Source organism: Paenibacillus sp. FSL M8-0334, assembly GCF_038000405.1.
In the GTDB taxonomy this organism is placed as follows: Bacteria; Bacillota; Bacilli; order Paenibacillales; family Paenibacillaceae; genus Paenibacillus_AQ; species Paenibacillus_AQ campinasensis.
The window spans coordinates 1,570,009-1,587,736 of sequence record NZ_JBBOCH010000002.1 but is presented as its reverse complement, the minus strand read 5'-3'; the positions used below and the strand labels follow the sequence as shown (position 1 = coordinate 1,587,736).

General features: G+C 54.2%; 16 protein-coding genes. 1 reads left to right on the top strand and 15 read right to left on the bottom strand.

Going from position 1 to position 17,728, the window contains the following annotated elements; all coding sequences use genetic code 11:
* Positions 1–49: 49 nt before the first annotated feature.
* The 3 genes from gndA to zwf form a co-directional block, all read right to left on the bottom strand.
* Positions 50–1,462 carry an NADP-dependent phosphogluconate dehydrogenase gene (gene gndA, locus MKX64_RS21375; RefSeq protein ID WP_341037324.1) on the bottom strand — a complete coding sequence of 471 codons (1,413 nt, stop codon included), beginning with the start codon at positions 1,460–1,462 and terminating at the stop codon, positions 50–52.
* A 76-nt stretch (positions 1,463–1,538) separates the two neighbouring features.
* A complete protein-coding gene (locus MKX64_RS21370) occupies positions 1,539–2,885 on the bottom strand; it encodes a glucose-6-phosphate isomerase (protein ID WP_341037322.1) in 1,347 nt (448 codons plus the stop codon).
* A 146-nt stretch (positions 2,886–3,031) separates the two neighbouring features.
* The gene (gene zwf, locus MKX64_RS21365) at positions 3,032–4,531 is read right to left on the bottom strand and encodes a glucose-6-phosphate dehydrogenase (protein WP_095265267.1); all 1,500 of its coding nucleotides are present in this window, start codon (positions 4,529–4,531) and stop codon (positions 3,032–3,034) included.
* Between the two features lie 185 nt (positions 4,532–4,716).
* Here zwf and MKX64_RS21360 point away from each other — a divergent pair, with 185 nt between their 5' ends.
* The gene (locus MKX64_RS21360) at positions 4,717–5,601 is read left to right on the top strand and encodes a LysR family transcriptional regulator (protein WP_095265268.1); all 885 of its coding nucleotides are present in this window, start codon (positions 4,717–4,719) and stop codon (positions 5,599–5,601) included.
* 118 nt (positions 5,602–5,719) lie between these two features.
* Here the strand turns inward: MKX64_RS21360 and MKX64_RS21355 are convergent, their stop codons facing one another.
* The 12 genes from MKX64_RS21355 to MKX64_RS21300 form a co-directional block, all read right to left on the bottom strand.
* Positions 5,720–6,592, bottom strand: a complete 873-nt coding sequence (locus MKX64_RS21355; RefSeq protein WP_341037319.1) for a sugar phosphate isomerase/epimerase family protein — start codon at positions 6,590–6,592, stop codon at positions 5,720–5,722.
* Between the two features lie 389 nt (positions 6,593–6,981).
* Complete coding sequence (locus MKX64_RS21350) at positions 6,982–7,839, bottom strand: SDR family oxidoreductase (protein WP_341037318.1); 858 nt, start codon at positions 7,837–7,839, stop codon at positions 6,982–6,984.
* A gap of 247 nt (positions 7,840–8,086) precedes the next feature.
* Complete coding sequence (locus MKX64_RS21345; RefSeq protein WP_341037316.1) at positions 8,087–8,536, bottom strand: Rrf2 family transcriptional regulator; 450 nt, start codon at positions 8,534–8,536, stop codon at positions 8,087–8,089.
* A 180-nt stretch (positions 8,537–8,716) separates the two neighbouring features.
* Positions 8,717–9,460, bottom strand: coding sequence for an SDR family NAD(P)-dependent oxidoreductase (locus MKX64_RS21340; RefSeq protein WP_341037315.1), 744 nt, complete (start codon positions 9,458–9,460; stop codon positions 8,717–8,719).
* A gap of 198 nt (positions 9,461–9,658) precedes the next feature.
* On the bottom strand, positions 9,659–10,633 hold the full coding sequence (locus MKX64_RS21335; RefSeq protein ID WP_341037313.1) for an L-lactate dehydrogenase: 975 nt from the start codon (positions 10,631–10,633) through the stop codon (positions 9,659–9,661).
* A 241-nt stretch (positions 10,634–10,874) separates the two neighbouring features.
* Positions 10,875–11,771: a nickel transporter permease gene (gene nikC, locus MKX64_RS21330; RefSeq protein ID WP_095265274.1), complete on the bottom strand. Its 897-nt coding sequence runs from the start codon at positions 11,769–11,771 to the stop codon at positions 10,875–10,877.
* Positions 11,772–11,784: 13 nt separating this feature from the next.
* Complete coding sequence (locus MKX64_RS21325; RefSeq protein WP_341037311.1) at positions 11,785–12,789, bottom strand: ABC transporter permease; 1,005 nt, start codon at positions 12,787–12,789, stop codon at positions 11,785–11,787.
* A gap of 38 nt (positions 12,790–12,827) precedes the next feature.
* Positions 12,828–14,489, bottom strand: a complete 1,662-nt coding sequence (locus MKX64_RS21320; RefSeq protein ID WP_341037309.1) for an ABC transporter substrate-binding protein — start codon at positions 14,487–14,489, stop codon at positions 12,828–12,830.
* A 166-nt stretch (positions 14,490–14,655) separates the two neighbouring features.
* Positions 14,656–15,657 (bottom strand): ABC transporter ATP-binding protein, encoded by a 1,002-nt coding sequence (locus MKX64_RS21315; protein WP_341037307.1) that lies wholly within the window; start codon positions 15,655–15,657, stop codon positions 14,656–14,658.
* Positions 15,654–16,646, bottom strand: a complete 993-nt coding sequence (locus tag MKX64_RS21310) for an ABC transporter ATP-binding protein (protein ID WP_341037306.1) — start codon at positions 16,644–16,646, stop codon at positions 15,654–15,656. Before MKX64_RS21310 ends, MKX64_RS21315 begins: the two co-directional genes overlap by 4 nt.
* Before the next feature lie 414 nt (positions 16,647–17,060).
* Complete coding sequence (locus tag MKX64_RS21305) at positions 17,061–17,465, bottom strand: hypothetical protein (protein ID WP_341037304.1); 405 nt, start codon at positions 17,463–17,465, stop codon at positions 17,061–17,063.
* Positions 17,466–17,488: 23 nt separating this feature from the next.
* Positions 17,489–17,728: a hypothetical protein gene (locus tag MKX64_RS21300; protein ID WP_341037302.1), complete on the bottom strand. Its 240-nt coding sequence runs from the start codon at positions 17,726–17,728 to the stop codon at positions 17,489–17,491.

The window sequence follows — 17,728 nt, the reverse complement described above, 5'->3', positions numbered from 1 at the left end:
CCTTGCCATACAAGGTTCCCGGGCTGTATAGGGTAACACTGCTGTTCGATTATTCAGCAGACCACTGATGATGGAAGCTGCCTTCCTTGTCTACCCGCTCAAAGGTGTGAGCGCCGAAATAGTCACGCTGTGCTTGCAGCAAATTAGCTGGCAGACGATCCGAGCGATAGCTGTCATAGTAAGCCAGTGCCGAGGCGAAGGCCGGCACCGGAATTCCTCTTGTGACCGCAATGGAAACCACCTGTCTCCACGCCGATTGATAGTTCTCCACGATCTGTTTGAAATAGTCGTCCAGGAGCAGGTTTTTCAATTCTGGATTGCGGTCATAGGCATCCTTGATGTTCTGCAGGAAGCGCGCCCGGATAATGCATCCCCCGCGGAAGATCATCGCGATCGCACCGTAATTCAGGTTCCAGTTGTAAGCTTCGGAAGCAGCTTTCATCTGGGCAAAACCTTGTGCGTAAGAGGCGATTTTGCTTGCGTACAGCGCTTTGCGCACAGCCTCGATGAATTCCGCCCGATCGCCGTCATAGCTGCCGGCCGACGGACCATTGAGCAGCTTGCTTGCCGCCACCCGTTCCTCCTTCATCGCAGAGATGAAGCGTGCGAATACCGATTCCGTAATAATGGACAGCGGAACGCCAAGGTCCAGCGCGCTCTGGCTTGTCCATTTCCCGGTTCCTTTCTGCCCGGCTGTGTCAAGGATGACATCAACCATCGGTTTGCCCGTCTCCGGATCGATTTTGGAGAAAATATCCGCCGTAATCTCGATCAAATAGCTGTCCAGCTCCCCGCGATTCCACTCGGAGAAGATATCATGGAGCTCGCTTGTGCTTAACCCGAGCACATCCTTCAGCATATGATAAGCTTCCCCGATCAGCTGCATGTCCCCATACTCGATCCCGTTATGGACCATCTTCACGTAATGGCCTGCCCCGTCCTCGCCGATATAGGTCGAACAAGGATCACCGTTCACTTTGGCGGAGATCGCAGTCAGGATAGGCTCCACCAGCTCATAGGCATCCTTCTGCCCGCCCGGCATGATGGCCGGCCCGCGCAGCGCACCCTCCTCGCCGCCGGACACACCTGCGCCGATGAAGCGGAAACCTTTCTCCTGAAGCTCCTTGTTTCTCCGCTGGGTATCCAGGAAGAAGGCATTGCCGCCGTCAATCAGAATATCGCCCGGATCCAAGTAAGGAATCAGCTGATTGATAGTGTCATCGGTCGGTTTGCCCGCTTTTACCATGATCAGGATTTTGCGAGGCGTCTCAAGCGACTGTACAAACTCCTCCAGGCTGAATGCGCCAACGAAGTTTCTGCCTTCTACCTCGGCCAGCAGCTCTTTGGTTTTCTCAGGCGAACGGTTGAATACGGCAACCGAGAAGCCTTTGCTTTCGATGTTAAATGCCAGGTTCTTGCCCATGACGGCCAGGCCGATCACGCCAATTTGTTGCTTCTTCATCAGATAACCTCCTGTGAAGCGGTTCCCCCGCTGTTGAATCTATCCTCATTCATTGCTCGCTTTGAATTATCGCGAATTACACGTTCTGTGCAGACAGCCGCTTCAGCAGCTCCGCTTTCTGCGCTTCATATCCCGGTTTGCCAAGCAGCGCAAACATGTTGGCTTTGTAGGCCTCAACCCCCGGCTGATCGAACGGGTTCACGCCGAGCAAGAGACCGCTCATGCCGCATGCCTTCTCGAAGAAATACACCATCTCGCCGTAGGTATATTCGCTCAGCTGATCCAGCTCGACGATCAGGTTCGGTACGCCCCCGTCCACATGCGCCAGACGTGTGCCTTGCGCCGCGCTTTTGTTCACGTCGTCCATCGACTTGCCTGCCAGGAAGTTCAAGCCGTCCAGATTGTCCTTGTCTTCCTGAATGATCCATTCCACGCGCGGCTTCTTCACCGCCAGCACGGTCTCGATCAGATCGCGCCGCCCTTCCTGGACGTATTGGCCCATGGAGTGCAGATCGGTTGTAAAATCGACCGAGGCCGGATACAGCCCTTTCTGATCCTTGCCCTCGCTTTCGCCGAACAGCTGCTTCCACCATTCCGCTACATAATGCAGGGAAGGCTCGAAGTTGGCCAGCAGCTCGATCGTTTTGCCCTTGCGATACAGCGCGTTTCGAACCGCCGCATACTGATAACTTTCATTGACGGCCAGATCGTCATTACTGTACCGGTCTGCCGCAGCTGCAGCACCGGCCATCATCAGATCGATATCCAGTCCGGCAACGGCAATCGGCAGCAGGCCTACGGCAGTCAGCACGGAATATCGGCCGCCGACATCATCAGGGATGACGAAGGTTTCATAGCCCTCTTCATCCGCCAGCTTCTTGAGTGCGCCTTTCGAACGGTCTGTCGTGGCAAAGATCCGCTCCTTCGCCCCTTCCTTCCCGTACTTCTTCTCCATATAATCGCGGAATATCCGGAAAGCAATCGCAGGCTCGGTTGTCGTGCCGGATTTGGAAATGACGTTCACCGAAATATCCTTGCCCTCGAGCAGCTCCAGCAAATGAGCCACATAGGTTGAGCTGATATTTTGACCGGCATAATACACCTCGGTCGTTCCGCTCATTTGATTGTGAAACGTATGGGACAGTGCCTCAATCGCCGATCTCGCACCTAAGTATGAGCCCCCGATGCCAATCACAACCAAGGCGTCCGAGTGGCTGCGGATGCGCTGTGCCGCATCCTTAATTCTTGCAAACTCCTCGCGGTCATATTGATGCGGAAGTTCGATCCAGCCCAAATAGTCCGAGCCCGGACCTTTTTTCTCGTGGAGCATCCGGTGACCTGTCTTCACAAATTCCCCGAAATAGTCCACCTCATGCTGCTTCAGAAATGAAAGCGCACTGCTGTAATCAAATGAGATTGCCATCGATGATTCTCTCCCTTCAAGCCAGTAGGTTGGCTTATCCTTCATGAATTTCTATATCAATCGCCGGTTCAATACGATCTCCCTGTCGGTCTCGTCTACCATCTCCTCAAGAAGATCCGGTATTTCACCAGGTTAAAGCAAACGCATCAGCGGCTCGGGTGCAGAACCCGCGACTCATCCGCGGCTGTCTCTTTCGCATCGAACCACCAGTGGTAACCGTCATTCGCAACCAGCGCGTCCGATTCGGCAGGGCCGTAAGAGCCGGCCGCATACGTCCGCAGCGGCACATCATTTCGTTCAAAGGCTTGCAGAACTGGCTCTACCCATTGCCAGGCCAGCTCCACCTCTTCCCAATGGGCAAAGAAGGTCGGCTTGCCAAGCAGTGCGTCATGCAGCAGATTTTCATACGCCTCCGGCAGCTCCTGCCCGCTGGCATGAACGTCCAGCTGAACCGGCGACAGCTGCTCGTGATGTCTCGCCTGGTCCGGACTGAACTGCAGGCTGATTCCTTCCTGCGGGCTCATCTCGATGACGAGCAGGCGAGGCGCCGGCTTCCCGCTTCCGGCATCTGCAGCGTGGGGCTTGAACTCAACCACGATGCGGGTCGATTTCTCTTTCAATCTTTTCCCTGTCCGGATATAGAAAGGAACGCCGCTCCAGTAGTCATCCTCCATCAGCAGCTTCGCTGCAATAAAGGTGTCGTTAAGCGATTCGGCAGCGATATTCGGCTCCGATGTATAGCCCTGCACAGGCTTGCCCTGAATGCTGCCGGCTGTATATTGTCCGCGAATGACGCGCTCGCCGACTTGCTGCAGATCCAGCGGAACGAGGGACTTCATCAAGGCACGCTTCATGAGCGGCACCTCTTCCGGTGTGACCTTCTTCGGCAGAATGGCCACCATCATGAGCAGCTGCAGCATATGATTCTGGAACATGTCCCTGACCGCGCCCGAATGATCATAGTAACCGGCCCGATCCTCGACGCCGACAATTTCATTGGCGGTAATTTGCACATTGGCAATTTCCCGCTCGGACCACATCGCTTGCAGCTCCGGATGCTGCTGGTGCAGGTCCACCAGCTTCTGCACGGTCGGCTTGCCGAGATAATGATCGATCCGGAAAATCTCGTGCTCCTCAAACGCTTCGCTCAGCTGCTGATTCAGTTCACGCGCCGATGCCAGATCATGCCCGAACGGCTTCTCGATGAGCAGCCGCTTCCAGCCCGCGGCCGAGCCCAGGCCGCTTCCTTTGATATTGGCGGCAATCGGTGCAAAAAACTCTGGCCCAACCGACAGATAGAACATCCGGTTCGGGGTCAGTGACAGCCCGTTCTCCCGCTTCTCTATGCGCTCCAGCAGACGCTCGTAATCCTCCTGGCGGCCGATGTCCAGCGTCTGATATTGAAACATGTTCAGGAAGCTTTTCAGCAATACCGGGTCCTTGACCTTACGCCGGGAGAAATCGGCGATCGATTGCTCCACATTCGATTTGAAAATATCATCGGTCCACTCCCGTCTCCCCAATCCAATTACGTGAAAGTAGGGCGGCAGCTTCTGTTCGATATACAGATTATATAGCGCAGGGTAAATTTTACGTTTTGCCAAATCCCCTGTCGCTCCAAATAATACAAAGGTTACAGGCTCCATGGTTCTCTCCCTCCGACTTCTGACCATTATGTCTATTCGATGAGCCGCCTGGTTCGCGGCCTAATAAATCCAAAGACAGACCTAAGCCTACGAAAAATTCGCAAGCACTAGATTCTTCATCTTTGTTCAACTATAATACAGATCATATCTATACAGGTAATTAATATATTTCGGGGGAGATATAGATGGAGTCTATGATAAACCACGAATTGTATAAAGTTTTCTACTTGGCGGCCAAAACTGGAAGCTTGACCCAGGCGGCCAAAGCGCTGTACATTACGCAGCCGAGTGTCAGCCACGCCATCAAGCAGCTTGAGGACAGCTTTGGCATCACGCTGTTTTACCGGAATTCCAAAGGGGTTGCCCTAACGCAGGAAGGTGCGATTCTGTACTCCTATATCGAGCAGTCTAACATTCTGATTTCCCTTGCGGAGAAAAAAATGGCCGAGCTGAAAAACCTGGAGGCCGGGGAGCTGAAAATCGGGGGAAGTGATTCGCTGTTCAAGCACTATCTGCTTCCGTATCTTGAGAAATACCACAAGCAGTATCCTTTCATCGGACTTTCCCTGATCCACGGGACGACGCCCGAGGTAATCACCTATCTGAAGGAGGGAAGGATTGATCTGGGGGTCGTGCGCCTGCCGATTGTCGATCCCCAGCTCGAAGTGAAGGAAGGCATAGAGCTGCAGGATTGCTTTGTGGCGGGGGCCCATTTTGCCGAGCTGAAAGGGAAGGTGCTCACACTCGAGCAGCTTATGGAGTATCCGATCATTTTATTTTCACGCAACAGCCGCGCACGGATGGCCATTACGGAATTATTCCATGACTACGGTTATGACATCAAGCCGGAGATTGAAGTAGGCAGCGTTGACCTGTTGATTGAATTTGCCAAAAAAGGTCTTGGCATCTCCTATGTCACCCGAGAGTTCCTCTCTAAAGAGCTCGACGAAGGAACGCTGTTCGAAATTCAATTGGATGTGCATCTGCCGCCTTCCCGAGTCGGCGTGATGACGATGCGCAATGTGCCGCTGTCCAGCGCTGCCAAAACCTTTGTCGAATATATCCGCTAACCGCAGCGGATCAGCCAGCCCTATATGAGCCTGCGAGGCAGCCATATAGGGCTGAATTCGTTCTTCAGGCATCATCATAGCATCTTTATAGCATCATAGCCTGGCAGCAGCTGAACGGCTACAGCACATGCCTGCCAAGCTGTTGGTAGCAGCTCCGCAGATGATGAAGCCGGGCCGCCGAAGGCTGGAGGTCATCGGCACGGCGCAATTCCAGCACCCAATGCCCGTTGTATCGGTTGGCCATCAGCCAAGCGGTCATCGCTTCCAGCGGCACCGTGCCTGCCCCAAGTCCCAAGTGCTCATCAGATTGTCCGGCATTGTCGCTGAGATGGAGCGCAACGAGCCGCGGCGTGGCTTGCTGCAGCATCAGCAGACAGCGCCCTTCCCCCGTCATATGAGCATGACCGGCATCAAAAACAATGCCGACGCGCGGGGAGTCCAGTGTATCGACGATGTCCCGAAGAAAGGACATCTCCACCCCGTACAGTCCCGGATAAGGCGGAGCATTCTCCAGAGCTATGACGATGTCCGACTCTGCGGTCATCTCCAGAATCCGGGCCAGAAAATGGGTGACGCGGCGTTTGGCCTCATGAAGCTGCTCTGCCGCTGCTCCGGAAGCCCCTCGGGCATCGGCTGACCAGCCACCCGATCCGCGCCCGGGATGGAGGACGATAAAGCTGGAATTCAGCAGCTCGGCTACCCGGATGGTGTTCAGCACAACGAGCTCCGAGCGCTTGCGCTCTTCCGGGTCCTCGGCCGCAGGGTTGCAGCCGGTAAACGGCGCATGAACGCTGAAGCGGATGCCGCGCTCCCGGCCCATTTGCTCCAGTTCGGCAATTCGCTCCTCCGGCCAGGCAAGCACCTCCTCATGTCCGCCTTCGCACATGATTTCGATCTGCTTCCAGCCGGCTGCCGATAGAATGCTAACCGTTTCGATAAGAGGAGTATCAATATATGCATATGTGGATACGGAATAATGATCACGGTCCATGGTTAAGTCTCTCCTTAAGCTAAGATGTCATGTCTGTCTGCCCGTGAAACCGGCAGGGTCGCTGGTGCTGAGGGGTGATGATATCTCGATAAATGAAGCTGGCAAAAGAACTTTTCTCCATTGTAACAGCGGCATTTGTTCTTTACGTCAGAGCCGGGTAAACACTCTGTAAAATATTTCCCGAAAATAACAGCTTTGGCACCTAAAGCGGTACAAGACATACGTATCCTTCAATCTATCGACATCCATCCCTTCCCCATGACGGCGAGCCGTTCCAGCGTCATCCCTCCTTTCCTTGGGAATAAAAAAACAGCCTCCCGCTGTGGAAGGCCGTTCCCGTTCTTCTGTTCTACTATTCTTCTGTTATTCTTCTCTTCTGATTCAGTCCATTAGCGGTTGATCAGTTGTTCGAGCGCGGTATGGAGCGGCGTTGCCGCGCGACCGAGAACCTTCTCGAAATCCTGACTTTCCACCGCAAGCCCCCCGTCGCGAATCCCCTGCTGAATGCCGACCAGCATCGGAATGATGAACTCCGGCACGCCTGCGCCTTTCATGATGTCTGCGTAGGCAGCATCGTCGACTTGCTGAACCTTCACTTCCTTGCCAAGCACAGCTCCAACTGCCGCAGCCAGCTCTTCCTGAGACAGCAGCTTCCCGGACAGCTCATAAATCGTGTTCTCATGGCCGCTTCCTGTCAGCACGGCTGCAGCGGCATCCGCATAATCTTGACGCAAGGCCCAGCCGACCCTGCCCTCTCCCGCCGATGTGACCCAAGGCGCGCCCGCCTGCACGGCTTGAATGGTGGACAGCTCGTTCTCCAAATACCAGTTGTTGCGAAGGATCGAATATGGAATTCCGGTGTCAAGAATGGCTTTCTCCGCTGCCTGGTGCGGCGGCGCAAGCTGCAAATGGCTGTTCGCTGCATTGGCCAGACTCGTGTAGGCAATAAAGCCCACCTTCGCTCGGGCTGCGGCCTCCACGGCATTCTTATGTTGACGGATGCGTGTCTCATTGTCTCCGTCCGCCGAGATGATGAGCAGGCGGTCAACCCCTGCAAAAGCCTGGTCAAGCGAGCTCGGATCGTCAAAATCCGCCTGCCGGACATCCACCCCGCGGGCGCGAAGTCCTTCGGCCTTCGCCGGATTGCGCACACTGACCGCCACCTGCTCAGCAGGTACGGATGTTAACAGCGCCTCCACCACTTTGGAACCGAGCTGTCCTGTTGCTCCCGTTACTAAATATTTCATCCTATTCTCCTCCATTCGGTATAGTTGTACCCACTTTTGTTATAACAATTCCTGTTACAACGAGTGTATAAGAAAGCTTCAGCTTCGCTGAAAACTTATCTCCCGTTCATCATCAGGCCGCCAGAAATCAACAAGCAGCACTGTTCCCGGTACAGTCAATAGCGGATCTGCCCTCCTGATACGATGGTCAAATCTCGAGGGAGTCTGCCACAGGTGAACAGGTTCCTTGAACCCGCTTCCTCGTCCTCTACTGATCATGAAAAGATTGAATCAACCGTTCAAGTGTGGTCTGCGCCAGCCTCTGCTCCATCGCTGCTTGAGCAGCCAGCAGTTCCGTCTGGAGCGACTGTTCAATATTTCGTCCGACGGGACAATCGATGTTCGAATCTTCATGAATCCGGAACAGCTGCTTCTCCTCCGCAGCATGAACGGCACGGTATACATCCAGCAGCGTAATCTCCTCCGGCCTCTTGAGCAGGGACGCGCCGCCCACTCCCGGTCGAACGTCCACCAGCCCTGCCTTCTTCAGCATGCCGATAATTCTCCGGATAATGACAGGATTCGTATTGACGCTTCCGGCTATGTAATCTCCGGTGCAGTCATTAGCAGGACTGACCGCAATTAAGCTCAAGGTATGGACCGCTATGGAAAAACGCGTACTGATCTGCTTCAATGTCATCACCACCGTTGTAACCATTCTAGTTCTAACCTATGGCGCATGTCAAGTGCCGAGATCTGTGTAAACACATCTGCGCACATTCCCGCAAGACAACAAGAGCCCGCAGCTATCCGTAGCAGGACTGCTGCAAGCTCTTCGTCGCTCTATCCGTTTTCGCAGCTGCAGATGGTTCAGACATTTCCTTGAGCTGAAGCTGTGTTACAGTGCTGGCGCTGAACCGCCATCAATGTGGATCGAAGTTCCCGTCACATAAGAGGCCGCATCCGAAGCCATAAAGACGATCACCCGCGCGGCCTCCTCTGTGTCGCCAATGCGCCCCAGCGGGATATTGTGGCGCGGGTCACGCGCATACGCCTCCCAGCTGAGATGAGGGGCCTCCCGCTTCCACCGCTCCTCCAGCTGACCGCTGCGAATCGTGCCGATGCACACGGTGTTAACCCGAATCCCGTCCGAAGCCAGATCGCGGCTCATCGCCTTGGTCAGCGCCTGTCCGGCGGCCCGGCTGACACTGCTCGGCATCGAAGATGCCGGCGGTGTTTTCGCCCATGAAGTGGTGATGTTGATGATCGAACCGCCGCCTGCCTGGCGCAGATGCGGAAGGGCAGCGCGGGACACCCGGATGGCCGCCAGCAGCTTGAGGTCCAGGTCCGACATCCACTGCTCATCGCTGATATGTTCAAACGGCCCTGCAGCCGCTGTCCCGGCGTTGTTTACAACGATATCCAGCTGGCCATAACGCTCCGCCGTCTCGGCCACAATCGTCAGCACAGTGCTGCCGGTAGACTGCTGGATATGCAGCGCCGCCGTTCTGAGCTGCTCTTCATTCCGGGCGCTAATCGCAACCTTGGCCCCTTCTGCCGCGAACGTCACCGCGGTTTCAAGCCCGATGCCTTTGCTCCCGCCGGTAATCAGCACCGTTTTCCCTGCAAGCCCCAGATCCATTTCATCCGCCCCCTTCACATTTGGATAATTGAACTACTTTAACTTTACCCATAATCCTCGATATCGCCAACCGGCAAGGCTCTTTTCGTGCCTCGGCAGGCCGATCGTCTGGAGTGTGAGCAGAAGCGGCGATCTGACGCTTTACGGCCAGACTATATTTCTCAGCTTCAGTGATGAATCAGCAGCTGTCACAGGACATCACGCCATAGACTTTCCTTCATTTCGAGTACGCAGCCCGTTCATAGCATTCCGCAGAATATTGCAGGAATGGTTGAATTTCTCCAGCTCCTCCTCGTTCAGATTCAGCTCGATGACCTCTTCAATGCCGACATCCCCAATGATTGCCGGTACGCCGGTGCACACTTCGCGCTGGCCATATTCACCCTCCAGCACGGCAGATACCGCGATAATCCGGTGCTCGTCATTTAATATAGAACGAACGATGTAAGCCAGTGCATTGCCGATGCCAAATTGCGTGTTGCCTTTGCGCGTAAAGATCTCCCATCCGGCATCCTTCGTCTTGCGCGCAATTTCATCCAGATTCACGTCACGGAAACGCTCCTTATGCTGATCAAGAATGTGCAGCAGCGGCTTGCCGCCAATCGTGACATGCGACCAGGCTACAAACTGGGAGTCGCCATGCTCCCCCATCGCATATCCGTTGACGCTGCGGGGATCGATCGAGAACACCTCGGACAGCAGCGTTTTCAGCCTGGCGGAATCAATGGACGTGCCGGTTCCGATCACCCGGCTGCGCGGGAAGCCCGACACTTCTTGCACAATATGGGTAACAATATCGACCGGATTGGCGGCAACCACAAATACACCGTTGAAACCGCCCGCCACCACTTTGCTCACGAGATCTCGCGTAATTTGATCCGCTTCCTCCAGCACATCAAGGCGCGTCTGTCCCGGCTTCGGATTGGCTCCGGCCGTCAGGACAACGACATCCACATCGCGGCAGTCCTCCAGCCGCCCGGCGTACACCTTGGTGCGCGTTGAAGTAAAATCCATACAATGTGACAGATCCAGCGCCTGGGCTACTGCGCGGTCATACGTCCGGTCCACCATCATAATCTCATCACATACCGATTGATTGATCATCGAATACGCGCAGGCCGCGCCGACGAGTCCGGAGCCTACAATTGTCACCTTTCTTGACTTGATTGCCATTATACATCTCCTCCATCTACCCTATCCCAATATATATGTTATAAATTATAACAGCAAATGATGATTACGTGACGATAATTAACATTTATTTCACACATTCATCTTAGGGAAGTTTAGGAAATGAACATTTCATTTCATATCATAGCATTTCATAACGGTCCTGATTCCTCGGGAGCCATCACTTTCAGAGCAACACAAAAACTGCCGGGCAGTCTTCACCCGGCAGTAGCATTTGCAGAAATTAACTTTTCATTCTCGGATCAAGCGCATCGCGCAATCCGTCCCCCATCAGATTGAATGCCAGCACGGTAAACATGATCGATAGGCCGGGAAACATGACCGTCCACGGCGCTGTGGCGATAAATTGACGCGAATCCGACAGCATCTTGCCCCACTCCGGGGCCGGAGGCTGGGCACCAAGGCCGAGAAAGCCGAGCGCAGCTGCTTCAATTATGGCTGTAGCAATACCGAGCGTGCCTTGAACGATGATGGGCGTCAGACTATTCGGCATAATATGATGCAGCAAGATGCCGCTGTTCTTCATTCCGATCGCCCGGGCGGCCGTAATGTACTCCTCGTTTTTCAGACTGAGCACCTTGGCCCGCACGAGGCGGCCGTATGTCGGTATGTTGACGATGGCGATCGCCAGCAGCGCATTTTGCAATGACGGTCCCAGAATGGCTACGATGGCAATCGCCAGCAGGATGCTTGGAAAGGCCAGCAGAATGTCGAACAGCCGCGAGATGATCATATCGAGCCATCTGCCAAAAAAACCGGCCAGTATGCCAAGCAGGGTGCCGAGGATGATGGAGCCGACAACTGAGAACGTGCCGACCCACAGCGAGATACGTGCTCCGTGCAGCACCCGGCTCAGGATATCACGCCCCAAATCATCCGTCCCGAACCAATGGGCGGCTGAAGGCGGCTGGAGCCGGTTGCTCAGCTCCTGCGCCTTGTAGTCATAAGGGGACAGAACGGGGGCGAGAAGCGCGATTAGAACAAACAGCAGAATCATGGACAGTCCGAGCATCGCCATTTTATTTTTGCGGAAAGCCCGCCATGCATCTCGCCAAGGTCCGGACGGCTTGTCCGCCGTCACGACAGGGCCGCCACTCGTATTTGCAGTAATATGTCCCATGCTTCCCCCTCCTTTACCGATAGCGAATGCGCGGATCCACGGCTGCATACAGTAAATCCACCATCAGATTGATCATGACAAACAGGAAAGCGATGATTAGAATGCCGGATTGGATAACCGGATAATCGCGTGAGCTGATCGCCTCATAGATGTAACGTCCGACCCCCGGCCAGGCGAAGATGGTCTCTGTCAGCACCGCACCGCCAAGCAGGGCGCCCGTCTGAAGCCCGATGACCGTCAGCACGGGAATGAACGCATTCTTCAGCGCATGCTTGTACACAACGAAGAATTGGGAAAGCCCCTTCGCTTTCGCCGTGCGGACATAATCGGAATTCATCACCTCGAGCATGCTCGAACGGGTCATCCGGGCGATGATCGCCATCGGAATGGTGCCGAGCGCCACGCTGGGCAGAATCAGATGTTTGACGACCGTCCACAGCTGATCCCATCTGCCTGCCAGCATACTGTCAATCAAATATAGATGGGTGACAGCCTCCACCGGATTGCGCTGGTCCATCCGGCCAATGGATGGCAGCCAGCCGAGCTTCAGGGAGAACAGCCACTGCTCCATTAACCCGAGCCAGAATATCGGCATCGACACGCCAACAAGCGCAACCAGCATGCTGATATAATCGAACCACGAGTTTTGCTTCCAGGCGCTGATGATGCCTGCGTTGACACCGAAGAACACGGCAAATGCCATCGCCGCGATCGTCAGCTCTGCCGTTGCCGCCAAATACGGCATGATCTCTTGGGCAATCGGCACTTTCGTGCGGATCGACTGCCCCAGATCTCCCTTCAACAGATCCCCGAGGTACGTGAAATACTGCTGGTACCACGGGTTGTTAAGCCCGAGCTGCTCTCGCAGCTCTTCCTTCGACTGCTCTGTTGCCTTCTGTCCCAGTATCGTCTCAGCCGGATCGCCAGGAATCGCATGAATAATGGAGAACACGATGATCGTCATTCCGATCAGGACCGGGACCATCACGAACAGACGCTTCAATAGATAAGATTTCATGAAGAGACCACCTGCCATCGGCGCTATCGTGCCGCCCGTTATTCAAAGTAAATGTTGTAATAGTACTCAGACCCTGTCGGTGCGGGAACATACCCTTTTACATTGGCCTGGGCAGCCAGAAGCGGGGTCGTATGCACAATCGGCACCCATGGCGCATCGGCCTTAATGATGACCTGCGCCTGCTCGTACAGCTCGGCACGCTTGTCCTGGTCATTCTCCCGCTGGGCCGCAATCAGAATTTCATGCAGCTCGTCACTGGCGTAATAGCTGTAGTTATTGGAAGGAATCGCATCCTTGTCGAGCAGTGTGTACAGGAAGTTATCCGGGTCGCCGTTGTCCCCGGTCCAGCCGAGCATGTACATATCATCCTTCTCGCCTTCCCTGACCTCATCCAGGTAAGTCGCCCATTCCGGAGACTCGATGGTTACCTTTACCCCAATCTTCTCAAAATCCGCCTGGATGACCTCGGCAACCTTTCTGCCGTCCGGCATATACGGGCGAGGCACCGGCATCGCATAGAAGACGTATTCGCCAGGGAGCCCGTCCGGATACCCCGCTTCCGCCAGCAGCTGATTCGCTTTATTCAGATCATACTCATAGTCCTGAATGCTGTCGTTATATCCCCACATCGATGGCGGTATCGGATTCACCGCCGGAACGGCTTGTCCGGCAAAGAATGCGTCGATAATTCCCTGCTTGTTCACAGCATGACTGAGCGCCAGCCGGACCTTCGGATCATTGAACGGCTCCTTCTTCAAGTTGAATCCCAGGTAACCAACGTTGTTGGACGGACGTTCAATCTTCTGCAGATTCGGATTGCTCTCCAGCACGGCCAGATCATCCGGACTCAAATCCTCCATCAGGTCAATCTCCCCGCTTTGCAGCGCATTGAATCTGGCGGAGTTGTCGGGAATGGAACGCACGATGACGCGGTTCAGCTTCGGCAGCCCTTCTCTCCAGTACTCCGGATTCTTCTCCAGGGTGATGGAGTCGTTGCGTCGCCATTCTTTAAATACAAACGGCCCTGTGCCAACCGGCTCATTCTTAAAGTTCTCCCCCTTCTCCTGCAGCGCGGTCGGACTGGCGATTCCGAAGGAAGTCATCGCGAGGTTCTGCAGAAAAGGTCCCTGCGGCTGGTTCAATGTGAACACGACCGTGAATTCGTCCAGAGCTTTAACCTCCTTGATCACTCTGCTGCCTTCGGGCCCGAACATCGAGTCATAATAATAGAAGGACTCCCCGCTAAACTTATATTCACTGTTCGGGTCAGACCAGCGCGTGAAGTTGAACACCACAGCATCGGCGTTGAAATCTGTCCCATCATGAAACTTCACGCCTTGGCGAAGCTTGAACGTATACTCAAGCCCATCCTCTGAAACGTCCCAGCTCTCGGCCAAGGATCCCTGAATCTCTGTCGTTCCTTCCTTATATTCCAGCAAAGAATCAAAAACTTGATGCCCGATCTTCAGCGATTCCCCATCTGTCACAATCGCCGGGTCAAGAGCGGCTGAGTCCCCTCCGCGGCCGACAATCAACGTATCCTGCGCGGAAGATGCCGGCACTTCACCTTCGGCTTGCTGACCGGTATCCGGCTCCTGCGCTTCGCTGCTTCCATTGCCTCCGCCGCTGCAGCCGGCGAGGGCTACAACGATGCCAAGCATCAACAATAACAGGCTGCTGCTCCATCTCTTTGCTTTCATATTATGGCTCCCTTCTTATAACAAAATAGAATGTTGTTTATATAAGGCCGGACTACAGGTCCGGTCGATAAACCGCAATCCAAAGTCTCTAGACCTCTTCATAAAGTCTCTAGACCTCTTCACAAAATGGTGATTATTCGTTGTTAAGAGAAACTGAATCAATGCTTCAAGAATGGATTCGTTCATCTTCCTGCATCGTATCCGGATACAGATGGCATGCCGCCAGATGCCCTTCCCCGGTTTCGGCCAGCTCCGGCCTGCGGGCCCGGCAGATGTCCATCACCTTCGGGCAGCGCGTATGAAACGCACAGCCGACCGGGGCGTCGGCCGGGCTCGGCACCTCTCCTTGCAAAAGGATACGCGCCCGCCTCATATCCGGATCAGGCTCCGGCACCGCCGACAGCAGCGCCTGGGTATACGGGTGGCGGGGAGCAGAGTACAGCTTGTCCTTCTCCGCAATCTCGACGATGCGGCCGAGATACATCACCGCTATCCGGTCAGAAATATGCTTGACGACACTAAGGTCATGCGCGATAAAAAGATACGTTAATCCGAATTCCTCCTGCAAATCCTGCAGCAGGTTGATCACCTGCGACTGAATCGACACATCCAGCGCCGACACCGGCTCGTCGGCTACGATCAGCTTCGGACGCAGCGACAGCGCCCGCGCAATGCCGATCCGCTGTCGCTGCCCGCCGGAGAACTGATGTGGATATCGCTGCAGATGACTTTGCGCAAGTCCGACCACATCGGTAAGCTCGCGGATCATCCGCTGCCGTTCTTGCCGGTCCCCAATTCCATGGACGATCAGCGGTTCCTCCAGGATTCGCTGCACCGTATGCCGCGGGTCCAGCGAAGAGAACGGGTCCTGGAACACGATCTGCATATCCCTGCGCTTCGTTCGGAGCTCCTTCGCAGACAGTGCTGTCAGCTCCGTTCCGTCAAACCGCACCTGGCCTCCTGTCGGCTCGATCAGCCGCAGCAGCGCCCGGCCTGTCGTCGATTTGCCGCAGCCGCTCTCCCCGACAAGGCCGAATGTCTCTCCTTGCATCACGGAAAAAGAAATGTCGTCCACCGCCTTGACCACGGCCCCCTGTTTTCCGAACCACTTGCGTTCGATCGGATAATATTTCTTCAGATGCTCGACCTGGAGCAGCGGCTCACTCATACGACATCCTCCTTGAACTTGACTTCGTGGAGCAGGCACCGGGAACGATGACCTGCTTCAAGCTCCACGAGCTCGGGAAGCTGCTCATAGCATGCCGGCATCACATGCTGGCAGCGATCCGCGAATCGGCAGCCCCTCATCTGCGTATGCAGAATCGGCACATGGCCAGGAATCGAGAACAGGCGGCGGCGCTGCTCGTTCATTCTTGGCACCGACTGGATCAGCCCTTGGGTATAGGGATGCAGCGGATTTTTGAATATATGCCGCACCGTTCCCTCTTCCACAACCTTCCCGGCATACATGACCGCGACGCGGTCGCACATCTCGGCGACAACGCCAAGATCATGCGTAATCATCATGACCGCCGTGCCATTCTCTTCGTTCAGACGACGAATCAAATCAAGAATCTGCGCCTGAATGGTCACATCCAGCGCCGTCGTCGGCTCATCTGCAATCAGCAGCTCCGGGCCGCAGGATATCGCCATCGCAATCATAACCCGCTGCCGCATGCCCCCGGATAATTGATGAGGATATTCATCAATGATGGACTCCGGCCTTGGGATGCCGACTTTCCTCAGCATGTCCACCGTGTGGGCTCTCGCTTCCTTTTTGCCAAGTCCCCGATGGGAAGAAACCGCTTCCCTTATTTGCTGACCGACTGTGAACAGCGGATTCAGCGAGGTCATCGGCTCCTGAAAGATCATGGATATTGCATTGCCGCGGATTCCGCGCATCTCCCGTTCCTTTAAGCGGAGAATATCCCGCTCTTTGAAGCGAATGGCTCCGCCTACAATTTTGCCTGGCGGCGAAGGGATAAGCCTTAGCACCGAAAGCGAGGTGACGCTTTTGCCACAGCCTGATTCCCCGACAACGCCGAGGACCTCACCGGCATGCACATGGAGGCTCACACCATCCACAGCAGGAATTTCCCCGCGATCGGTGAAAAAATGGGTGCGTAAATCTTCGATCTGCAGAATGGGTTGAGTCATAGTACAGGCCCCTTTTCATATGAAGAATAGATTCATGCCGTCATTCGCCAGACTTCTGCTTCTTTTCTCGAATTTCGTCAATGTCCGACAACCTCCCTCGAACCAATCATTAATTTGTTATATTTCCTAACAATTGAGAGAATAATTCCCTGTTTGATAAGTTACTTTACAATATTTTGAATGGGTAGACAAGACATAATTTCTTTTATGTTATATTTATGGGATTATTATGTAATCTATATAAAATTACCAAACCAGCGTAATGAAGGGCCAGAGGTGCTATAGCTCAGTCTCTTTTGGAAGCACAAAAAAAACAGCTTCCCTATGGGGAAGCTGTCATGCGACTCATGCGATTGTTCGATTCTTATTGACTGTTCTCAAACAACGCTTTTACCTCGTTAAAATCAAATTCATTTACGATTTCATAGGTTGAAGCATATTTTTATGCCTGCTTAAGCTGTTGCTGATTTGCACCCTATTCTCGTGAAACGTCACATGAATGGTCGGACCGCTACTAGGTCTGAACCACAGAACGTATCGTTCGTCAATCCCCCGGCTCTCGGCAGCTCTTAATTCCAGATCAGACAGCTGCTCAAAGACCTGGTTGATCCGTTCCCTGTCCGTGATTTCTATCCCTGGTTCCAGCTCCCCGAAAGCGTACTTATGCATGACGATTGAATAGGTATTCTCCGGGTCCCCTATGGCATCATGAACAAGCGCTTTAAACGTCGTCCTGGATTGAACAGCCGCGGCAATCATACCGGTAACAATAATCCCCGCTACTACAATCCATAACATGTTCCAATGCTTACTCTTCATTCGGCCCTCCCCTGAATCCGGTGTCATGTGCAGCATCCAAGCACCTGTTCACTATCCTTGGCTTTGATCATCAATCTTCCAGCTTCATCTATGACATAAGGGATGCGGCTCTCTTCCAATCGCTGTAGAAGAGAATCATCTGCGTGTTCCGTGAACACAAAGTACGCATTATCCCTGGCCTGAATATCCAGCCCCGTATGAATCATGACCACGAGGAGCACTAACCCCGTCAAAGCCAGCATTACTTTTGCATATCTTCTCAT

What these genes read in the sequence shown, in the direction of transcription:
- gndA (WP_341037324.1), bottom strand. Translation starts at nt 1,462, where the DNA reads ATGAAGAAGCAACAAATTGGCGTGATCGGCCTGGCCGTCATGGGCAAG.
- MKX64_RS21370 (WP_341037322.1), bottom strand. Translation starts at nt 2,885, where the DNA reads ATGGCAATCTCATTTGATTACAGCAGTGCGCTTTCATTTCTGAAGCAG.
- zwf (WP_095265267.1), bottom strand. Translation starts at nt 4,531, where the DNA reads ATGGAGCCTGTAACCTTTGTATTATTTGGAGCGACAGGGGATTTGGCA.
- MKX64_RS21360 (WP_095265268.1), top strand. Translation starts at nt 4,717, where the DNA reads ATGGAGTCTATGATAAACCACGAATTGTATAAAGTTTTCTACTTGGCG.
- MKX64_RS21355 (WP_341037319.1), bottom strand. Translation starts at nt 6,592, where the DNA reads ATGGACCGTGATCATTATTCCGTATCCACATATGCATATATTGATACT.
- MKX64_RS21350 (WP_341037318.1), bottom strand. Translation starts at nt 7,839, where the DNA reads ATGAAATATTTAGTAACGGGAGCAACAGGACAGCTCGGTTCCAAAGTG.
- MKX64_RS21345 (WP_341037316.1), bottom strand. Translation starts at nt 8,536, where the DNA reads ATGGTTACAACGGTGGTGATGACATTGAAGCAGATCAGTACGCGTTTT.
- MKX64_RS21340 (WP_341037315.1), bottom strand. Translation starts at nt 9,460, where the DNA reads ATGGATCTGGGGCTTGCAGGGAAAACGGTGCTGATTACCGGCGGGAGC.
- MKX64_RS21335 (WP_341037313.1), bottom strand. Translation starts at nt 10,633, where the DNA reads ATGGCAATCAAGTCAAGAAAGGTGACAATTGTAGGCTCCGGACTCGTC.
- nikC (WP_095265274.1), bottom strand. Translation starts at nt 11,771, where the DNA reads ATGGGACATATTACTGCAAATACGAGTGGCGGCCCTGTCGTGACGGCG.
- MKX64_RS21325 (WP_341037311.1), bottom strand. Translation starts at nt 12,789, where the DNA reads ATGAAATCTTATCTATTGAAGCGTCTGTTCGTGATGGTCCCGGTCCTG.
- MKX64_RS21320 (WP_341037309.1), bottom strand. Translation starts at nt 14,489, where the DNA reads ATGAAAGCAAAGAGATGGAGCAGCAGCCTGTTATTGTTGATGCTTGGC.
- MKX64_RS21315 (WP_341037307.1), bottom strand. Translation starts at nt 15,657, where the DNA reads ATGAGTGAGCCGCTGCTCCAGGTCGAGCATCTGAAGAAATATTATCCG.
- MKX64_RS21310 (WP_341037306.1), bottom strand. Translation starts at nt 16,646, where the DNA reads ATGACTCAACCCATTCTGCAGATCGAAGATTTACGCACCCATTTTTTC.
- MKX64_RS21305 (WP_341037304.1), bottom strand. Translation starts at nt 17,465, where the DNA reads ATGAAGAGTAAGCATTGGAACATGTTATGGATTGTAGTAGCGGGGATT.
- MKX64_RS21300 (WP_341037302.1), bottom strand. Translation starts at nt 17,728, where the DNA reads ATGAGAAGATATGCAAAAGTAATGCTGGCTTTGACGGGGTTAGTGCTC.